We start from the raw sequence: 17,110 nt of genomic DNA, 5'->3' as shown, positions 1-17,110 counted from the left end.
ATTCATTACTTGTCCTTCAGTTTATATAAGATCTTAATCCATTCTAATATTTATTTTTAGCACATATTATACGCGCTAAAATATTGAGTAAAAAAATAAATAATATCAGAACTAGGATGGCTGACCATGCTAAATTTTGCCATCCTTTATAAGGGCTCATAATGAATTTTAAAATAGTTATAGGTACGTTAGCTAATGGCTGCATCATATTTATACTCCAGAATTGATTTGAGAGTGTAGTAAACAATAACGGAGCTGTTTCACCAGTAATACGGGCAATAGCTAGTATTACACCTGTAATAATACCAGATAATGAAACTTTTAAAATAATAGCAAAAATTAATTTCCACTTTGGAGTACCTAGAGCATAAGCTGCTTCACGTAGATTATTTGGCACTAAACATAGCATATTTTCAGTAGTACGAGTAACAATTGGAATATGCAATAATGTTAATGCCATCACACCAGCCCATCCAGAGAAATGATGCATTTGTGATACTACTATAGTATAAACAAATAATCCTATTACAATAGAGGGTGCTGATAGTAAAACATCATTGATTAATCGAATAAACTTTGTGAAATACTTCTTTTTTCCGTATTCAGCAAGATAAATTCCTACTAAAACACCTAATGGTGTTCCAAAAAAGGTAGACCAAAAGATTAATAAACCGCTACCTAGAAAAGCATTTGCTAAACCACCACCAGTATTATTAGGAGCTGGGGTAGAAGAAATAAAAAGAGATAAGTCTAAACGCTTTATACCATACGTTAAAATTGAAATAAAAATCCAAATTAGCCAAAATAAACCAAAGACCATTGTAAATAATGATAATACCGATGCAATTTTATTTTTAATAGAACGCCAGATATACATCTTACGAGCGGAATTTTCTAATTTAATATTTCTATATGTCTCAATCATAGTCATAAACAGGATCCTCCATCCCTATGAGACAATCGTAAAATAATGAATTTAGAAATCACAATAAAGATAAACATTATTACGAATAATATTAATGCTAATTCCATTAACGCTGCCACGTGAATATTAGAATCTGCTTCAGCAAATTCATTGGTAATTGCTGAAGTAATAGTATTGGTTGGCGTAAATAAAGAAAAATGCATTTGATAAGTATTACCGATTAAAAAAGTCACTGCCATAGTTTCACCTAAAACACGACCAATGGCAAGGATTATAGCACCTACAACACCGTTTCTAGTAAATGGCAAAACAATACGCCACACTACTTCCCAAGTAGTACAACCAATTGCATAAGCAGACTCTTCTATGATAGATGGTGTTTGTTCAAACACATCACGCATTACAGATGCCATATAGGGCATTATCATAACAGCAAGAATAATACTAGCAGATAATACACCTATACCTAATGGTAGACCTGAGAAAAAAAAATTTAAAAGAGAAGTATTAGATAAAAAATTATAAATTGGATATTCAAAATATTTTAGTAATAATGGAGAAAAAACAAATAAACCCCACATTCCATAAACAATACTAGGAATAGCTGCTAATAATTCAATTGCTATACCTAAAGGACGACTTAACCAATTTGGTGCTAATTTAGTTAGGAAAAAAGCAATACCAAAACTTATTGGTAAAGCTATAATAATAGCAATCGTAGACGAGAAAATCGTTCCATAGATTGGAACTATAGCACCAAATTCTTCATTTGTCACATCCCAATTTTTTCTCAATAAAAAAGAGAAACCAAATTTTTGAATACTCGGCCAAGAAGATATTGTAAGAGAAATTATAATCCCAATCAAAAAAAACAAAATAATTAGCACCGAAAATTTCACTATAGTGCTAAAAATTATGTCTCCTTGTTTGCCAGGGGCTTTAAATCTAGGCTTAATGGCAGACATGGCATTCTCAGTTATATAGATGTTATAATCATAACTAATGTTATTATTACCATTAGTCCAGTAAATAAATATTCGGTGCTACTTAATTATTACTTTAAAATCGCATTACCAAAACGATCTTTAATATTAGCTTTCCAAGCAGTACGTATTAAAGAAATTACATTTTCTGGTAGATTAACATAGTGTAATGACGTAGCTATCTCACGACCATTTTTATAAGCCCAATCAAAAAATTTCAATATTTCAGTTCCTTTATCTATATCCATTTGATTTTTATATATTAATATAAATGTAGTCGAAACAATTGGCCAAACATTATTACCTTTTTGAAAAGTTAAATCTTTAGTAAATGATTTTTTCCATTGGATATTTTTAGTAGCATTCGCAAAAGTAATTGCATTTGGAATAACAGCTTTACCATTAGCACCAATCAACTGTGTATAGTTCAGATTATTCTGTTTAACATATGTATATTCAACATAACCAATAGAACCTGATAACCGTTGTACAAAAGCAGCTACACCATCATTACCTTTTCCTCCTAGACCAGTCGGCCAATTAACAATATTACCTTTGCCAACTTTATCATTCCATTCTTTATTTACTTTACACAAATAATTAGTAAATACGGAAGTAGTACCAGAACCATCTGCACGATGTATCACATTAATGTTAGTATTTGGTAGAGTAAGATTTGGATTTAATTTAGTTATAGCTGGATCATTCCATTTTTTAATTACACCTAAATAAATATCACCAACAATTTTACCATCAAGTATCAATTGTCCTATTTCTATTCCAGGAATATTAACTGCTAATACAACACCACCTATAACAGTAGGAAACTGAAATAAACCATTTTTATTCAATAAACTATCTTTCATTGGCACATCAGATGCACCAAAATCAATATTTTTAGCTATGATTTGTTTCACTCCTCCTGAAGAACCGATGGCTTGATAATTAATTCTACTACCTGTAAGCTGTTGATATTCTACAGCCCACTTAGTATAAACTGGTGCTGGAAATGTTCCACCAGCACCAGTTAGATCGGTGCTTGCATAAACAGATAATGTAATTATTGATAAATTAAGAATAATGATACGCACTAAAAATTTATGTATCTTTTTATATAATGTCATTTTATTTTCCAAATAGCTAATTAAGTATCATATAGTAATTTTTAAAAGAGTATTTAATTACAGTAAAATTATACTTATGAAAGCTATAATGACTTACTAAAATAAAGTTAGCTTCAAAAGTTATTTTTTTAAAAATTATTCAACAGTAACAGATTTTGCTAAGTTCCGTGGTTGATCAACATCAGTTCCTTTAATCAAAGCTACATTATATGAAAGCAGCTGAAGTGGTATAGTATAAAATATAGGAGCAGTAATCTCATCAACATGAGGTAATGATATAATTTTCATACCATCACTATTGCTAAAACCTGCATATTGATCTGCAAAGACATATAATGAAGCACCACGAGCGCGTACCTCTTCAATATTTGATTTTAATTTTTCTAAAAGTTCGTTATTCGGTGCTATAACAATTACTGGCATATCGGCATCTATTAATGCTAAAGGACCGTGTTTTAATTCACCAGCTGCATAGGCTTCTGCATGAATATATGATATTTCTTTTAGTTTTAGTGCTCCTTCCATTGCAATAGGATATTGATTACCTCGACCAAGAAACAAAACATGATTTTTATTTGAAAAATCTTCTGCTAACTTTTTAAATATATGATCTTTTTTTAATATTTGCTCTATACTATTAGGTAGTGACTGTAATGCACGTATAATTTCAAATTCTATTTCCATTGGTATATTATTATGTAAACATCCTATTTTTACAACAAGAATAAGTAAGATAGTAAGTTGTGTAGTAAAAGCTTTAGTAGAAGCTACACCAATTTCAATACCAGCTTTCGTTATTAGTGACCAATCAGATTCACGTACTAAAGATGATGCTTGGACATTACAAATAGATAAATAACCAAGATAATTTAACTTTTTTGCAAGACGCAAACTAGCTAATGTATCAGCTGTTTCTCCTGACTGTGATAAAGTAATTAATAAACTATTTTTGCGTACTATAGATTTACGGTAACGAAATTCAGACGCTATTTCAATATCACATGGAATCTTAGCCAATGATTCAAACCAATAACGTGATACCATACCAGCATGGTAAGAAGTTCCGCAAGCAATAATTTGAATATGATCTATTTTTTTTAATATAGTTTCAGCATGAGAGTTTAATTCGTTTAGAAGTATTTTACCTTGTTTTAAACAACCTGTCAGAGTATTTCTAATTGCCGTTGGTTGTTCATAAATTTCTTTTTTTATATAATGACGATATGTTCCTTTATTACTAGCATCATATTCTACATTAGATTCAATTTCAGTACGTTTTACTAATTGTCCATTTTGATTTATGATGATAATATCACGACGAGTTACTTCAGCTATATCTCCTTCTTCTAAATAAATAAAACGACGAGTAACTGGTAATAATGCTAATAAATCTGAAGCGATAAAATTCTCACCAACACCGCATCCAATTACTAATGGGCTATTCGACCGTGCAGCTATTAAAATAGAAGTATCTCTTTTATCCATAATTACTAGACTATAAGAACCTTGCACTTGTAAAATTACTCGTTTTACAACCTCACATAACGTACCACCTTGCATTTGCTCCCAATGTACTAAATGAGCTACTACTTCAGTATCAGTTTCAGAGAAAAAATCATATCCTTTATTAATAAGTTGTTTACGTAATAATTTATAATTTTCAATAATACCATTATGAACAACAATTATATTTTCAGAAATTTGTGGATGAGCATTAATTTCTGATGGTTCACCATGAGTTGCCCAACGTGTGTGTGCAATACCTATACTACCATGCAATGTTTGGTTATTTACAGCTTCGATTAATTTGTTTACTTTACCTAAACGACGTAACCGTATCATATGACCTTGATTATCTACTACAGCTAAACCAGCTGAGTCATATCCACGATATTCGAGACGCCTTAAACCTTCTAGTAAAATTTCTACAACATCACGCTGAGCTATTGCACCAATAATTCCACACATATAAATTCTCTGATTTATAACTCTTAACTATGGTATATTATATAGATATTCAAAAACTATTTTTCTTTTATAGAATGCTTCTTCCATCCTGATTTTTCATTTTGTTCTTTACGATTATAAACTAAATTATCTTCTGTAACATTTTTTAAGACTGTGGTACCAGCAGCTACTGTGACACCCCTAGCAATCGTTACTGGTGCAATAAATTGGCTATCAGATCCTATAAATACATCATCGCCAATAATAGTTCTAAATTTATTAGTACCATCATAATTACAAGTAATAGTACCGGCACCAACATTCACATTTGCACCAATCTCTGCATCACCAAGATAAGACATATGACCTACTTTAGATCCACTACCTAATATAACATTCTTAGTTTCAACAAAATTACCAATATGAACTTGCTCTTCTAATTTACTTTTTGAACGTAAATTTACAAATGGTCCAACAGTACAAGCTTTAGCTAAATTAGAATTTTCAATTAATGTATATGGGCTAATATGACAATCATCAGCTATTATGCTATTTTTAATAATACATCCAGTATCAATTTTAACACGATTTCCTAGTATAACCTTTCCTTCGATAATAACGTTAGTATCTATTTCAATATCTCTACCATATTCTAGAGTACCACGCAAATCAAACCGTGTTGGATCTCGTAGCATAACCCCAGATAATAATAATTCTTCTGCTTGTTCTTGTTGATAAATTCGCTCTAGTAATGCAAGTTGTAAGCGATCATTTACACCATAAATTTCACTAATGCCACTTGGATGTACTGATTTAATAATGCGGCCATTTTGATGTGCTATAGCAATAATATCAGTTATATATAATTCATTTTGTTTATTAAAATTGTTTATTTGAGACAACCAATTCTTAAGATCTCTACCATTAGCTATTAATACACCAGCATTGATTTCTTGAATATTTAACTGTTCTGGTGAAGCATCCTTTTGTTCTATAATACCAGTAATTATATTATCTTTGCGAATAATACGACCATAACCTGTTGGATTATTTAATATTACAGTAAGTAAACTAATTCCACCATCCGGTTTAGATTCACATAAACGCTGTAACGTTAACTTAGAAATTAAAGGAACATCTCCGTATAATATTAAAATATTTTCATCGTCAGAGAAAAAAGGAGAAGCCTGTAGTAAGGCATGACCTGTACCTAATTGTTCTGATTGTAATACCCAATTAAGAGTATTATCAATTAAATTAGATTTAAGAAAATTACCACCATGACCGTAAACGACATGAATATTCTGTACACCTAAGGATGTAGTAGTATCGATTACATGTTGAATCATTGGTTTTCCTGCCAAAGTATGTAGTACCTTAGGCATATCAGAACAAATACGAGTACCTTTGCCAGCAGCTAAAATTACTACACTAATCGTATTTATAAACATAACTATTTTAACTCAATTTAATATTAATTAGTGTATAATACAAATTATTTATCATATTTATTTTTAATAATATAAATTCTTAGTAATTACTTTACTTTTTTGATAAGCTCTATAATACGTAATTTTGCTATAGCTTGAGCTAGTTCTGCAGATGCTTGAATATAATTAATATCTTCATGACTTTTTTTAAGGTTCTCTTCTGCTTTCAATTTAGCTGTGAGAGCGCGTTCTTCATCAAGCTCTTTACCTCGAATAGCTGTATCAGCTAAAATAGTAGTAATATTAGGCTGAATTTCCATTATACCACTAGATAAATAAATATATTCTTCTTCATTGTTTTCTTTAATAATATAAACCATACCAGGCTTAATAGTAGTAAGTAAAGGAGTATGACCGTAACGAATGCCCATTTCTCCTTCGCTACCTGAAACTCGTATTCTATTAACAGCACCAGAAAATATTTGTTGCTCAATACTAACTACGTCTAAGTGAAAAACAATAGTCATTCTATTCCTCTTCATTTATGAAGATATTATTTATTATTATTATTATTTATTATTATTTATTATTATTTATTATTATAATTTTTTAGATTTTTCTATAGCTTCTTCAATATCACCAACCATATAGAAAGCCTGTTCAGGTAAATAATCGAATTCTCCTTGTATGATTCCTTTAAATCCAGAAATAGTATTTTTTAATTTTACATATTTACCTGAGAAACCAGTAAAAACTTCAGCTACAAAAAATGGCTGAGATAAAAATCTTTGAATTTTACGAGCACGTGCTACTAATAATTTATCTTGTTCACATAATTCATCCATGCCTAAAATCGCAATAATATCTTTAAGCTCTTGGTAACGTTGTAATAAAGATTGAACACCGCGAGCAACATCATAATGTTCTTGACCTACAATAAGTGGATCTAACTGACGACTAGTAGAGTACAATGGATCTACAGCTGGATAAATACCAAGAGCAGCAATCTGTCTACTAAGTGTAACTGTTGAATCTAGATGAGCAAAAGTAGTTGCTGGAGATGGATCAGTTAAATCATCAGCAGGAACATAAACTGCTTGTACAGAAGTAATAGAACCATTTTTAGTAGAAGTAATACGTTCTTGTAATACCCCCATTTCTTCTGCTAGTGTTGGTTGATACCCTACTGCCGAAGGAATACGACCTAATAATGCAGATACTTCTGTACCAGCAAGAGTATAACGATAAATATTATCTATGAATAGTAATACATCATGCCCCTCATCGCGAAATTTTTCTGCTACTGTTAAACCTGTTAATGCTACACGTAAACGATTACCAGGAGGTTCATTCATCTGTCCATATACCAACGCCACTTTATCGATCACATTAGAATCAGTCATTTCATGATAAAAATCATTACCTTCACGAGTACGTTCACCAACACCAGCAAACACTGAATAACCGGAATGTTCAACCGCAATATTACGGATTAACTCCATCATATTAACCGTTTTTCCTACGCCTGCTCCACCAAATAATCCAACTTTACCCCCTTTGGCAAAAGGACACATAAGATCGATAACTTTAATTCCAGTTTCCAATAATTCTTGAGAATGTAACTGTTCTTCATAAGATGGAGCTATGCGATGAATAGAAGCAAATTCTACTTTACTACCATCTGCTTCTTTGATCTGACCTTTCATGTCAATTGGTTCACCCAACACATTCATAATACGACCTAATGTTGCTTTACCAACTGGAATTTGAATTGGTCTTTTTAAATCAATAACTTTTAAATTACGTCTTAAACCATCTGATGAACCCATGGCTATAGTACGAACTACACCACCACCTAATTGCTGTTGAACTTCTAATACTAGACGAGCATTATCATTCCTAACTTCGAGAGCATTATATATTTTAGGTACCGCTTTTTGAGGGAACTCAACATCAACTACAGCACCTATAATTTGGATAATTTTTCCAATTGCCATCTTGATCTCCATGTTAATTCATTGCCTGTTTAAACTGCTGAAGCTCCAGAGACAATCTCGTTCAGTTCCTGTGTGATACTAGCTTGACGTACTCTATTATATATTAACTGCAGTTCATTAATAAGGTTACCGCCGTTATCAGTTGCAGATTTCATAGCTATCATACGTGCTGCCTGTTCACTAGCTAAATTTTCTACTACACTCTGGTAAACTTGTGATTCAATATATCGATTTAGTAAAATATCAAATAGCTTTTTTGAATCTGGTTCATATAAATAATCCCAAGTTTTATATTGAATTTCTTTTTTAGCTTGAATTTCTGTTTGTTCTTTTTTAAATAAATATAACGGTAATAATTGAGTAATGATAGGAGTTTGAGACATTGTATTATTAAATTCATTACTGGCTATATATAGCCTATCAATACGCTCTTTATTATAAGCTTCCAACATCACCTTTACTGGACCAATTAAATCTGATAATGAAATATTGTCACCCATGCCTGTCATTTGTGCAACAATATTACTACCAATAGAATTAAAAAAAGAAACACCTTTAGACCCTATAATGGCTAATTCACTTTTGATATTTTTATCAGACCAGTGTTTTATATCTAACAATAATTTTTTAAAAAGGGTACTATTTAAACTACCACACAAACCACGATCAGTTGAAATAATTAAATATCCAATATTTTTTATTATTTTACGTTGATATAGATAAGGATGTTTATATTCTAAATGGCCTAATAAAAGGTGATTAATCACTTTCCGAATATTATTGGCATAAGGGCGACTAGTTACCATCCGTTCTTGTGTTTTACGCATTTTAGAAGCAGCTACCATTTCCATTGCCTTGGTAATTTTTTTCGTACTTTGTACGCTTACAATCTTAGTACGAATTTCTTTTGCACTAACCATGCGCTCTCCTAAGAATCACATTCTATTATAAACAAGTTACTAAATGTTACCAAGATTGAGTTGCTTTAAAAGATTTTAGGATACTTTCTAATTTTATTTTAATATCTTCATTGTAGTTACCAGTTTGATTAATTTCTGACATAATTTCAAAATGTTTTTCATGTGTAAACTCTAATAAAGTAGTCTCAAACTTTCCAATATCTTCCAGTTTAATATCATCTAAAAAGCCTTTAGAAATAGCAAAAAGGATTAAACCTTGTTGTGCAATTGACATGGGTGAATATTGTTTTTGTTTAAGTAATTCAGTTACTTTTTGACCATGATCAAGCTGTTTACGAGTAGAATCGTCTAAGTCAGAAGCAAACTGAGAAAAAGCTGCTAATTCACGATACTGTGCCAATGCAGTACGTATACTGCCAGATAGTTTCTTAATTATTTTAGTTTGAGCAGCTCCACCAACACGAGAAACCGAAATACCTGGATTAATAGCTGGCCGAATACCAGAATTAAATAAAGTTGACTCTAAAAAAATTTGACCATCAGTAATGGAAATAACATTAGTTGGAACAAAAGCAGACACGTCACCTGCTTGCGTTTCAATAATAGGTAATGCAGTTAACGAACCAGTTTTGCCTTTTACTTTACCATTAGTAAAACGTTCAACATAAGCAACGCTAACACGTGATGCACGTTCTAATAAACGAGAATGAAGATAAAATATATCTCCTGGAAATGCTTCACGTCCAGGTGGACGACGTAGTAAAAGAGAAATCTGACGATAAGCTATAGCTTGCTTAGATAAATCATCGTATATAATTAAAGCATCTTCTCCACGATTACGAAAATATTCACCCATACTACATCCAGCATATGGTGCTAAATATTGTAATGCAGCAGATTCAGAAGCAGATGCGACAACAATTATAGTATTAGACAAAGCACCATATTCTTCTAATTTATGAACAATACTTGAAATAGTAGAAGCTTTTTGACCAATTGATACATAAATACATTTAATACCTGAATTATTTTGATTTATGATCGTGTCAATTGCTAATGCAGTTTTTCCAGTTTGACGATCACCAATAATTAATTCACGTTGACCACGTCCGATTGGTACCATAGAATCAATAGATTTATAGCCAGTCTGTATTGGTTGATTTACTGATTGACGATCAATAACACCAGGTGCAATAACTTCAATTGGCGAAAAACCATCATGATTAATTACTCCTTTACCGTCTATTGGTAAACCTAAAGTGTTTACTACTCTGCCCAATAGTTTATTGCCAACTGGAACCTCTAAAATACGACCAGTACACTTTACATTCATGCTTTCACTAAGATCAGTATAGCTACCCATAACTACGGCACCAACCAAATCACGCTCAAGGTTCAATGCAATAGCATAACGATTTCCAGGAAGAGCTATCATTTCACCTTGCATTACATCAGTAAGTCCATGTATTCGGATAATACCATCGCTTACAGATATAATAGTTCCTTCATTATAAGATATACTTGATATATTAAACTGAGTGATGCGTTGTTTAATAAGTTCACTAATTTCATTAGAATTAAGTTGCATATGCTTCAAATCTCTTTAAAAACATAAAAAATTTGCTAAACGGTCAAGACGACCACGTATACTACCATCAATAACTAAATCTCCTGCGCGTATAATAATACCTGCAATTACAGATTTATTAATTTTGCAATTTAATTCAATTTTACGTGATAGACGATTTTCCATTGCAATCCTAATTGAAGTCAATTGACTATGGTCTAGTGTACTAGCAGAAATGACATCAACATACATTGTCATTTCGTGTCTGTCACGTAGTTTAATAAACTGTGCTAGTACAAATGGAAGCGCTATTAGACGATTATTTTCTGCCATAATCTTAATTAAATTTTTAGCATATTGATCAAGATGAACATCACATACTTCATTAAAAAATGAAGATAAAGAATTCGGCGATAAAGCATATGATAGATTTAATATACGTTCATTACCAACTACTTTTACAGCAAACTCTAACATAGCTTGCCAATGTTCAATTTTTTTATGCTCAACAGCAAAATCAAAGGCTGCTTTTGCGTAAGGACGAGCTATAGTAATTAGTTCGGACACTAATCTATTTCCTCATTACAGTTCGGCAAGTAATTTATCAATTATTTTTCTATTCGTACTTTCATCAATAACATGTTCAATAATTTTTTCTGTTCCAACTAATGTAAGTAATGAAATTTGTTTACGTAATTCTTCATAAACACGTAATCTTTCAACTTCTATTTCTAATTGCGCTTGTGAAACAATACGGTTGTGTTCTAATTTAGCCTCAGTTTTAGCTTCCTCTATGATTTGTATACGACGTTTATTTGCTTCTTCAATAATAAAAATAGATTTATCTTTTGCTTTTTTTAACTCTGCAGTTGCATTTATTTTAGCCAAATATAAATCTTTCTTTGCACGTTCAGAAAATTCAATAGCTTCCGTAATTTCTTTTTGGCGTCTTTCAATACTAAATATAATAGGAGGCCACACGTATTTCATACAAAAAGCAACAAATACGATAAATGCGATTACCTGTCCTAAAATTGTTGCATTAATATTCATACTAAAGTATCCCTTATCATTATTTTATTAACTAATTTTTTCTGTTGGTATATTTCAAACAACATAATAGATTTATAATGACATAATAGACAAAAAGCTTTTATTAGAATTTAAGCAACAGCAAACATTACATAAAGACCTAAACCAACAGCTATCATAGGAATAGCATCTACTAAACCCATCACAATAAAAAATTGTGTCCGTAGCAAAGGAATTAAATCTGGTTGACGTGCTGCACCTTCTAAAAATTTACCTCCAAGGATACCAATACCAATAGCAGCACCTATTGCTGCTAATCCCATCATTACAGCTGCAGCTATATAAAGTAAATCTACGTTTAGTTGTTCCATAAAAGTCTCCAGTTTTAATTTAATTAAATACATCTTAAAATTAATGTTTTTTAGATGCTATAGATAAATAAACAATAGTAAGAATCATAAAAATAAAAGCTTGTAAAGAAACAATTAAAATATGAAAAATAGCCCAAGGAACATTCAATATCCATTGAGACCACCATGGTAATAGAGCAGCAATTAAAATAAATATTAATTCACCAGCATACATATTACCAAATAGTCTTAAACCAAGTGAAATTGGCTTAGAAAATAATGTAACAGTTTCAAGTATTAAGTTGATAGGAATTAGGATTGGATGATGAAAAGGTTGCAGTATTAATTCTTTAATAAAACCATATATGCCTTTAATTTTTATACTATAAAATACAATAAGAATAAATACACTTAATGCCATAGCAAGAGTAATATTAATATCTGCAGACGGAACTACCCTTAGAGCAGGCAATCCTAGATAATGTTGACTGATAAATGGTAACATGTCTATAGGCAATAAATCCATAAAATTCATTAAAAAAACCCAGACAAAAATTGTTAAAGATAAAGGGGCAATAAGTTTACTATTATCTTGATATATTTCTTGAACATTACTATTAACAAAGTTTACTATAAGTTCAATAGCAACCTGTAATTTAGTTGGAATACCACTGGTAATACATTTTGCTACTTTAGAAAATAACAATAGAAAAATACATCCAAGCACTATAGCAAAAAACATAGAATCTAAATTTAACACCCAAAACGTTGTTGGTAAATCATGTTTACTTACCAATTTTAAATGACATAGATCCAATTGCAGATGCTTCAAGTGATGACCTATATATTTCTGTGGCGTTAAAATTTCTTTTACGGTCATAATAACTCTAATCCTTATTTATGTATTACTATTAATAATATGATTTGTAATATCATTATCAATAACCAAGTAATAATAAGTGGTAAAAAAAAAGCTTTAAATACAACTAACGCCACGATAAAAAAAATAACCATCATAAATATTTTAATTAATTCTCCTAAAACAAAATTCCATGCTATAAGTTTTTTATGCATTTTAGTTTGATTAAATACAAAAATATTAAGATGTTGAGACACAAAAATAAATACCATAGTTGGTAACCAAGCAGCTACTCCACCTGCTAAAGCAGAAAGCCCCCAGCTTATACTTTTTAAAGAAAAAAACGTACTTATTATACCAATTAAAAATAACTGGATAAACAGTAGTTTTAGTATTGATTTCATACTAATAAAAAGGATATGTGGCATTAATAATTTGATATTAAAAGAAGGAGGATAAAATATAAGCAAAAATGATATAAATCAATATTAAATTAACAAATTTAAAATAGTCAATTTTATCTAAATAATTTATCAAATTTATATATTACTTAATATAAATTAATATAATTTTATTAATATAAAAATATTTAAAATTAATTTTTAACATAAAAATTATATAAATACAACTAGTAATTTAACTAATCGATTTCCAATGAAAATTAATTCAAAAAACTTATATTTTTAAAATTACACAATTTATATAAAATATTTATATACCATTACATATTGTATATAAATATGAAATAATTATATACGTATTATATATACTAATTAATGCAATTATTATAATTAATTTATATATAATGCTAAATTTGTATATAAAATTAAACATTATAAATTAAATGCCATAATATTTATTATTATCATAATTGATTCAATTAATTTTAATGTATCCTATATTATTTCTTTTATAAAAAAAAAAAAAAAAAATAATTGCATTCATTAATTAATAGATATTTTTTTCATGTAAATCAATAAAATCGAAATTGCAGCTGGAGTAATACCAGAAATACGTGAAGCTTGTCCAATTGAAGATGGTTTATACTTTTTAAGTTGATAAATAACTTCGTTTGATAAACCTGTTACTTTACAATAATCGAAGTCTATAGGTAATTCTGTATGTTCATTCCGACGTTGACGATTAATATCTTCTTGTTGACGAGCAATATAACCTTCATATTTTACTTGAATTTCAACTTGTTCTGCTGCTTGTGTATCTTCAAGTGAAGGGCCATAATGTGTTACGGAAGTTAATAGTTTATAATTAATTTCAGGACGACGAAGTAGATCTTCACCAGTAACTTTTTTTATTAAAGGTGTACTAATTATACTATTTATTTCTTTAACGTTATTTGATTTAGGATGTATATATAAATTACGTAAACGTTGACGTTCTAGCTCAATTGTTTTAATCTTTTGATTATACCGTATCCAACGTTTATCCTCTATCAAACCTAATTTTCGTCCAATATCAGTTAAACGTAAATCTGCATTATCTTCACGTAATATTAATCGATATTCAGCTCTAGAAGTAAACATACGATAAGGTTCTTTAGTTCCTAAAGTACATAAATCATCGATTAAAACACCTAAATAAGCTTGATCTCGACGTGGTATCCAATAATCTTTATCAGAAGATTGTAATGCTGCATTTATCCCAGCTAATAGACCTTGAGCAGCAGCTTCTTCATAACCTGTTGTGCCATTAATCTGACCAGCAAAAAAAAGACCATGAATAAATTTACTCTCTAATGTCAATTTTAAATCACGTGGATCGAAAAAATCGTATTCTATGGCATATCCTGGTCGGATAATATTTGTATTTTCTAATCCTTTTATCGATCGTATAATTTCTACTTGAACATGAAACGGCAAACTAGTCGAGATTCCATTTGGATAAATTTCATTGCTAGTCAATCCTTCTGGCTCAAGAAAAATCTGGTGAGTATCACGATCGTTAAAACGTATAACTTTATCTTCTATTGATGGACAATAACGTGGACCAATTCCTTCTATTACACCGTTATACATAGGACTTAAATGAATATTATTACGAATAAGATCATGTGTTTTTTTATTAGTATGCGTAATCCAACACGAAACCTGTTGTGGGTGATGAGATGCTTTACCTAAAAAAGAAAAAACAGGTACTGGATTATCTCCTTCTTGCCTAGCAAGTAAATTAAAATTAATTGTACGTTTATCAATACGAGGTGGAGTTCCTGTTTTTAAACGATTAACGTTCAAAGGTAATGATCTTAAAAATTGTGCTAATGAAATAAATGGAGGCTCACCTGCACGCCCTCCACTATAGTTATCCAATCCGATATGAATTTTTCCGTCAAGAAATGTTCCTAAGGTAAGAACTACAGTTTTAGAATATAATTTCACATCTATTTGGGTAACAATACCAAGAACTTTATTATTTTTTATAATTAGGTTTTTAACAACTTGTTCTAGGATTGTTAAATTTGGCTGATTATATAAAGCTATACGGATAGCTTGGCTATATAAAACACGATCAGCTTGTGCTCGTGTAGCACGTACTGCCGGTCCTTTATTGATATTCAATATTTTAAAGTGAATTCCTGCTCTATCAATAGCTTTCGCCATTAAGCCTCCTAAAGCATCTATTTCCTTGACTAAATGTCCTTTTCCAATGCCCCCGATTGCAGGATTACAAGACATTTTACCAATAGTATCAATGTTTTGAGTAATTAATAAAGTATTTTTACCCATTCGAGCAGCAGCCATTGCAGCTTCTGTACCAGCATGTCCTCCACCGATTACGATAACATCAAAAGGATTTGAATAAACCATTAAAACCTCATAAATATTTCGACAAAAACTTTATTCATACTTATAAAAATATTTTTTTGCTATACAATAAAAAAATAGAAATGAAAAATTTATAATCAATATAACAAATAACAATATAGATTTATTATATATATATATATATATATAGATTTATTGTATATATAATGTTTATTATATATACCATTAACTTATTATAAAGTATTTTATTTATATATAATAAACACTTATTTCATAACTATTGTTGTGGATAATAGGTTAAACTAATCTGTATAACTATTTAATAACTTCATTTACATATAAATAAAATTAACAGCATAAACAAAAAAAAGATATATATATGATTACTAATGTTAATGACATTAATTAATTAAATTTCAATATTATAATTAGGATAAAGTTAATTTAAAAAAATAAATTTATAGAAAATAACTTTTTTGGAAAAATATAAATTAATTTTTTAGTGATATTATTTCAAAAATATAAATATATAAAATATCAACTTGCTTAACCATGTATTATACGAATATACTTTAATTAACTTAAAGAAAATAATTAAATTTTCATGTTATTTATTTAAAACTATAGAGGTTGATTTTTTATATTAATTTAAAAAAATATAGTTAACCATATCCTTCGACCTAATTTATGATTTTTGCTTATTTATATACACTATTCAACAAAATATTAAAAACTTACTAACATAAAAAATTCTTTCAGGTGATTTAGTTCTAGAAAAAATTATTAAAATAGAAGTAGAAAAAGTACTAATGTACTTAATTGTTTTTTATCAAAAAAATTAATTAGTAGATATTATTTTTAATTTAAAAGCATTTTTAAAAATAAATACTTGATTGATTATATAAAAAGTTTAGGATAGACTACACTTAATAAAGTATGTTGTATAGTTCTTTAATAATTTATTATATAATTTGATGTGGGCACTTATAGGCGTAATATCAATATTTTTAGATATAAAATGTCTAATTTCTGATGAATAAATACGTAATTTTATTACAAATTTTAATTCACAGAACAATAAACAAACTTTAAAATTGAAGAGTTTGATCATGGCTCAGATTGAACGCTGGCGGCAAGCCTAACACATGCAAGTCGAACGGCAGCACAAAAGAGCTTGCTCTTTGGGTGGCGAGTGG

General features: G+C 29.6%; 15 protein-coding genes and 1 rRNA gene. 1 reads left to right on the top strand and 15 read right to left on the bottom strand.

The genetic code is table 11. From position 1 onward, the window contains the following. Positions 1 to 43: 43 nt before the first annotated feature. The 15 genes from pstA to mnmG all read right to left on the bottom strand — a co-directional run bounded on the left by pstA (position 44) and on the right by mnmG (position 15,956). Positions 44 to 931 carry a phosphate ABC transporter permease PstA gene (pstA, locus tag FD728_RS02575; RefSeq protein WP_159934540.1) on the bottom strand — a complete coding sequence of 296 codons (888 nt, stop codon included), beginning with the start codon at positions 929 to 931 and terminating at the stop codon, positions 44 to 46. Next, positions 928 to 1,890, bottom strand: a complete 963-nt coding sequence (pstC, locus tag FD728_RS02570; protein WP_159934538.1) for a phosphate ABC transporter permease subunit PstC — start codon at positions 1,888 to 1,890, stop codon at positions 928 to 930. The genes pstA and pstC overlap by 4 nt, the downstream gene beginning before the upstream one ends. 89 nt (positions 1,891 to 1,979) lie before the next feature. Beyond that, on the bottom strand, positions 1,980 to 3,032 hold the full coding sequence (gene pstS, locus FD728_RS02565; protein ID WP_159934536.1) for a phosphate ABC transporter substrate-binding protein PstS: 1,053 nt from the start codon (positions 3,030 to 3,032) through the stop codon (positions 1,980 to 1,982). 135 nt (positions 3,033 to 3,167) lie between these two features. After that, positions 3,168 to 5,000 carry a glutamine--fructose-6-phosphate transaminase (isomerizing) gene (gene glmS, locus FD728_RS02560; protein ID WP_159934534.1) on the bottom strand — a complete coding sequence of 611 codons (1,833 nt, stop codon included), beginning with the start codon at positions 4,998 to 5,000 and terminating at the stop codon, positions 3,168 to 3,170. Positions 5,001 to 5,056: 56 nt separating this feature from the next. After that, positions 5,057 to 6,430: a bifunctional UDP-N-acetylglucosamine diphosphorylase/glucosamine-1-phosphate N-acetyltransferase GlmU gene (gene glmU, locus FD728_RS02555; RefSeq protein ID WP_159934532.1), complete on the bottom strand. Its 1,374-nt coding sequence runs from the start codon at positions 6,428 to 6,430 to the stop codon at positions 5,057 to 5,059. A gap of 86 nt (positions 6,431 to 6,516) precedes the next feature. Then, positions 6,517 to 6,936, bottom strand: a complete 420-nt coding sequence (locus tag FD728_RS02550; protein WP_159934530.1) for a F0F1 ATP synthase subunit epsilon — start codon at positions 6,934 to 6,936, stop codon at positions 6,517 to 6,519. Between the two features lie 72 nt (positions 6,937 to 7,008). After that, entirely contained in the window at positions 7,009 to 8,406 is a 1,398-nt protein-coding gene (gene atpD / locus FD728_RS02545) for a F0F1 ATP synthase subunit beta (protein WP_159934528.1), read from the bottom strand. Between the two features lie 29 nt (positions 8,407 to 8,435). After that, on the bottom strand, positions 8,436 to 9,326 hold the full coding sequence (gene atpG, locus FD728_RS02540) for a F0F1 ATP synthase subunit gamma (RefSeq protein WP_159934526.1): 891 nt from the start codon (positions 9,324 to 9,326) through the stop codon (positions 8,436 to 8,438). Positions 9,327 to 9,372: 46 nt separating this feature from the next. Then, positions 9,373 to 10,914: a F0F1 ATP synthase subunit alpha gene (gene atpA, locus FD728_RS02535; RefSeq protein ID WP_159934524.1), complete on the bottom strand. Its 1,542-nt coding sequence runs from the start codon at positions 10,912 to 10,914 to the stop codon at positions 9,373 to 9,375. Positions 10,915 to 10,929: 15 nt separating this feature from the next. Then, positions 10,930 to 11,460, bottom strand: coding sequence for a F0F1 ATP synthase subunit delta (gene atpH, locus FD728_RS02530; RefSeq protein ID WP_159934522.1), 531 nt, complete (start codon positions 11,458 to 11,460; stop codon positions 10,930 to 10,932). A 15-nt stretch (positions 11,461 to 11,475) separates the two neighbouring features. Beyond that, entirely contained in the window at positions 11,476 to 11,946 is a 471-nt protein-coding gene (gene atpF / locus FD728_RS02525) for a F0F1 ATP synthase subunit B (RefSeq protein WP_159934520.1), read from the bottom strand. Between the two features lie 110 nt (positions 11,947 to 12,056). Continuing rightward, on the bottom strand, positions 12,057 to 12,296 hold the full coding sequence (atpE, locus tag FD728_RS02520) for a F0F1 ATP synthase subunit C (protein WP_159934518.1): 240 nt from the start codon (positions 12,294 to 12,296) through the stop codon (positions 12,057 to 12,059). Between the two features lie 40 nt (positions 12,297 to 12,336). Further along, entirely contained in the window at positions 12,337 to 13,155 is an 819-nt protein-coding gene (gene atpB / locus FD728_RS02515) for a F0F1 ATP synthase subunit A (RefSeq protein ID WP_159934516.1), read from the bottom strand. Positions 13,156 to 13,169: 14 nt separating this feature from the next. After that, the gene (locus tag FD728_RS02510) at positions 13,170 to 13,562 is read right to left on the bottom strand and encodes an ATP synthase subunit I (protein WP_159934514.1); all 393 of its coding nucleotides are present in this window, start codon (positions 13,560 to 13,562) and stop codon (positions 13,170 to 13,172) included. Between the two features lie 516 nt (positions 13,563 to 14,078). Next, on the bottom strand, positions 14,079 to 15,956 hold the full coding sequence (mnmG, locus tag FD728_RS02505; protein WP_159934512.1) for a tRNA uridine-5-carboxymethylaminomethyl(34) synthesis enzyme MnmG: 1,878 nt from the start codon (positions 15,954 to 15,956) through the stop codon (positions 14,079 to 14,081). Positions 15,957 to 17,005: 1,049 nt separating this feature from the next. On the opposite strand from mnmG, the gene FD728_RS02500 reads away from it, so the two are divergent. Then, a 16S ribosomal RNA gene (locus tag FD728_RS02500) occupies positions 17,006 to 17,110 on the top strand; the annotation flags it as partial.

Origin of the sequence: Pantoea sp. Aalb (assembly GCF_009829985.1) — a bacterium.
Classification (GTDB): domain Bacteria; phylum Pseudomonadota; class Gammaproteobacteria; order Enterobacterales; family Enterobacteriaceae; genus SZZU01.
The sequence above is the reverse complement of the archived record's forward strand: the minus strand, read 5'-3'. Positions and strand labels throughout refer to the sequence as shown.

What these genes read in the sequence shown, in the direction of transcription:
- pstA (WP_159934540.1), bottom strand. Translation starts at nt 931, where the DNA reads ATGACTATGATTGAGACATATAGAAATATTAAATTAGAAAATTCCGCT.
- pstC (WP_159934538.1), bottom strand. Translation starts at nt 1,890, where the DNA reads ATGTCTGCCATTAAGCCTAGATTTAAAGCCCCTGGCAAACAAGGAGAC.
- pstS (WP_159934536.1), bottom strand. Translation starts at nt 3,032, where the DNA reads ATGACATTATATAAAAAGATACATAAATTTTTAGTGCGTATCATTATT.
- glmS (WP_159934534.1), bottom strand. Translation starts at nt 5,000, where the DNA reads ATGTGTGGAATTATTGGTGCAATAGCTCAGCGTGATGTTGTAGAAATT.
- glmU (WP_159934532.1), bottom strand. Translation starts at nt 6,430, where the DNA reads ATGTTTATAAATACGATTAGTGTAGTAATTTTAGCTGCTGGCAAAGGT.
- FD728_RS02550 (WP_159934530.1), bottom strand. Translation starts at nt 6,936, where the DNA reads ATGACTATTGTTTTTCACTTAGACGTAGTTAGTATTGAGCAACAAATA.
- atpD (WP_159934528.1), bottom strand. Translation starts at nt 8,406, where the DNA reads ATGGCAATTGGAAAAATTATCCAAATTATAGGTGCTGTAGTTGATGTT.
- atpG (WP_159934526.1), bottom strand. Translation starts at nt 9,326, where the DNA reads ATGGTTAGTGCAAAAGAAATTCGTACTAAGATTGTAAGCGTACAAAGT.
- atpA (WP_159934524.1), bottom strand. Translation starts at nt 10,914, where the DNA reads ATGCAACTTAATTCTAATGAAATTAGTGAACTTATTAAACAACGCATC.
- atpF (WP_159934520.1), bottom strand. Translation starts at nt 11,946, where the DNA reads ATGAATATTAATGCAACAATTTTAGGACAGGTAATCGCATTTATCGTA.
- atpE (WP_159934518.1), bottom strand. Translation starts at nt 12,296, where the DNA reads ATGGAACAACTAAACGTAGATTTACTTTATATAGCTGCAGCTGTAATG.
- atpB (WP_159934516.1), bottom strand. Translation starts at nt 13,155, where the DNA reads ATGACCGTAAAAGAAATTTTAACGCCACAGAAATATATAGGTCATCAC.
- FD728_RS02510 (WP_159934514.1), bottom strand. Translation starts at nt 13,562, where the DNA reads ATGCCACATATCCTTTTTATTAGTATGAAATCAATACTAAAACTACTG.
- mnmG (WP_159934512.1), bottom strand. Translation starts at nt 15,956, where the DNA reads ATGGTTTATTCAAATCCTTTTGATGTTATCGTAATCGGTGGAGGACAT.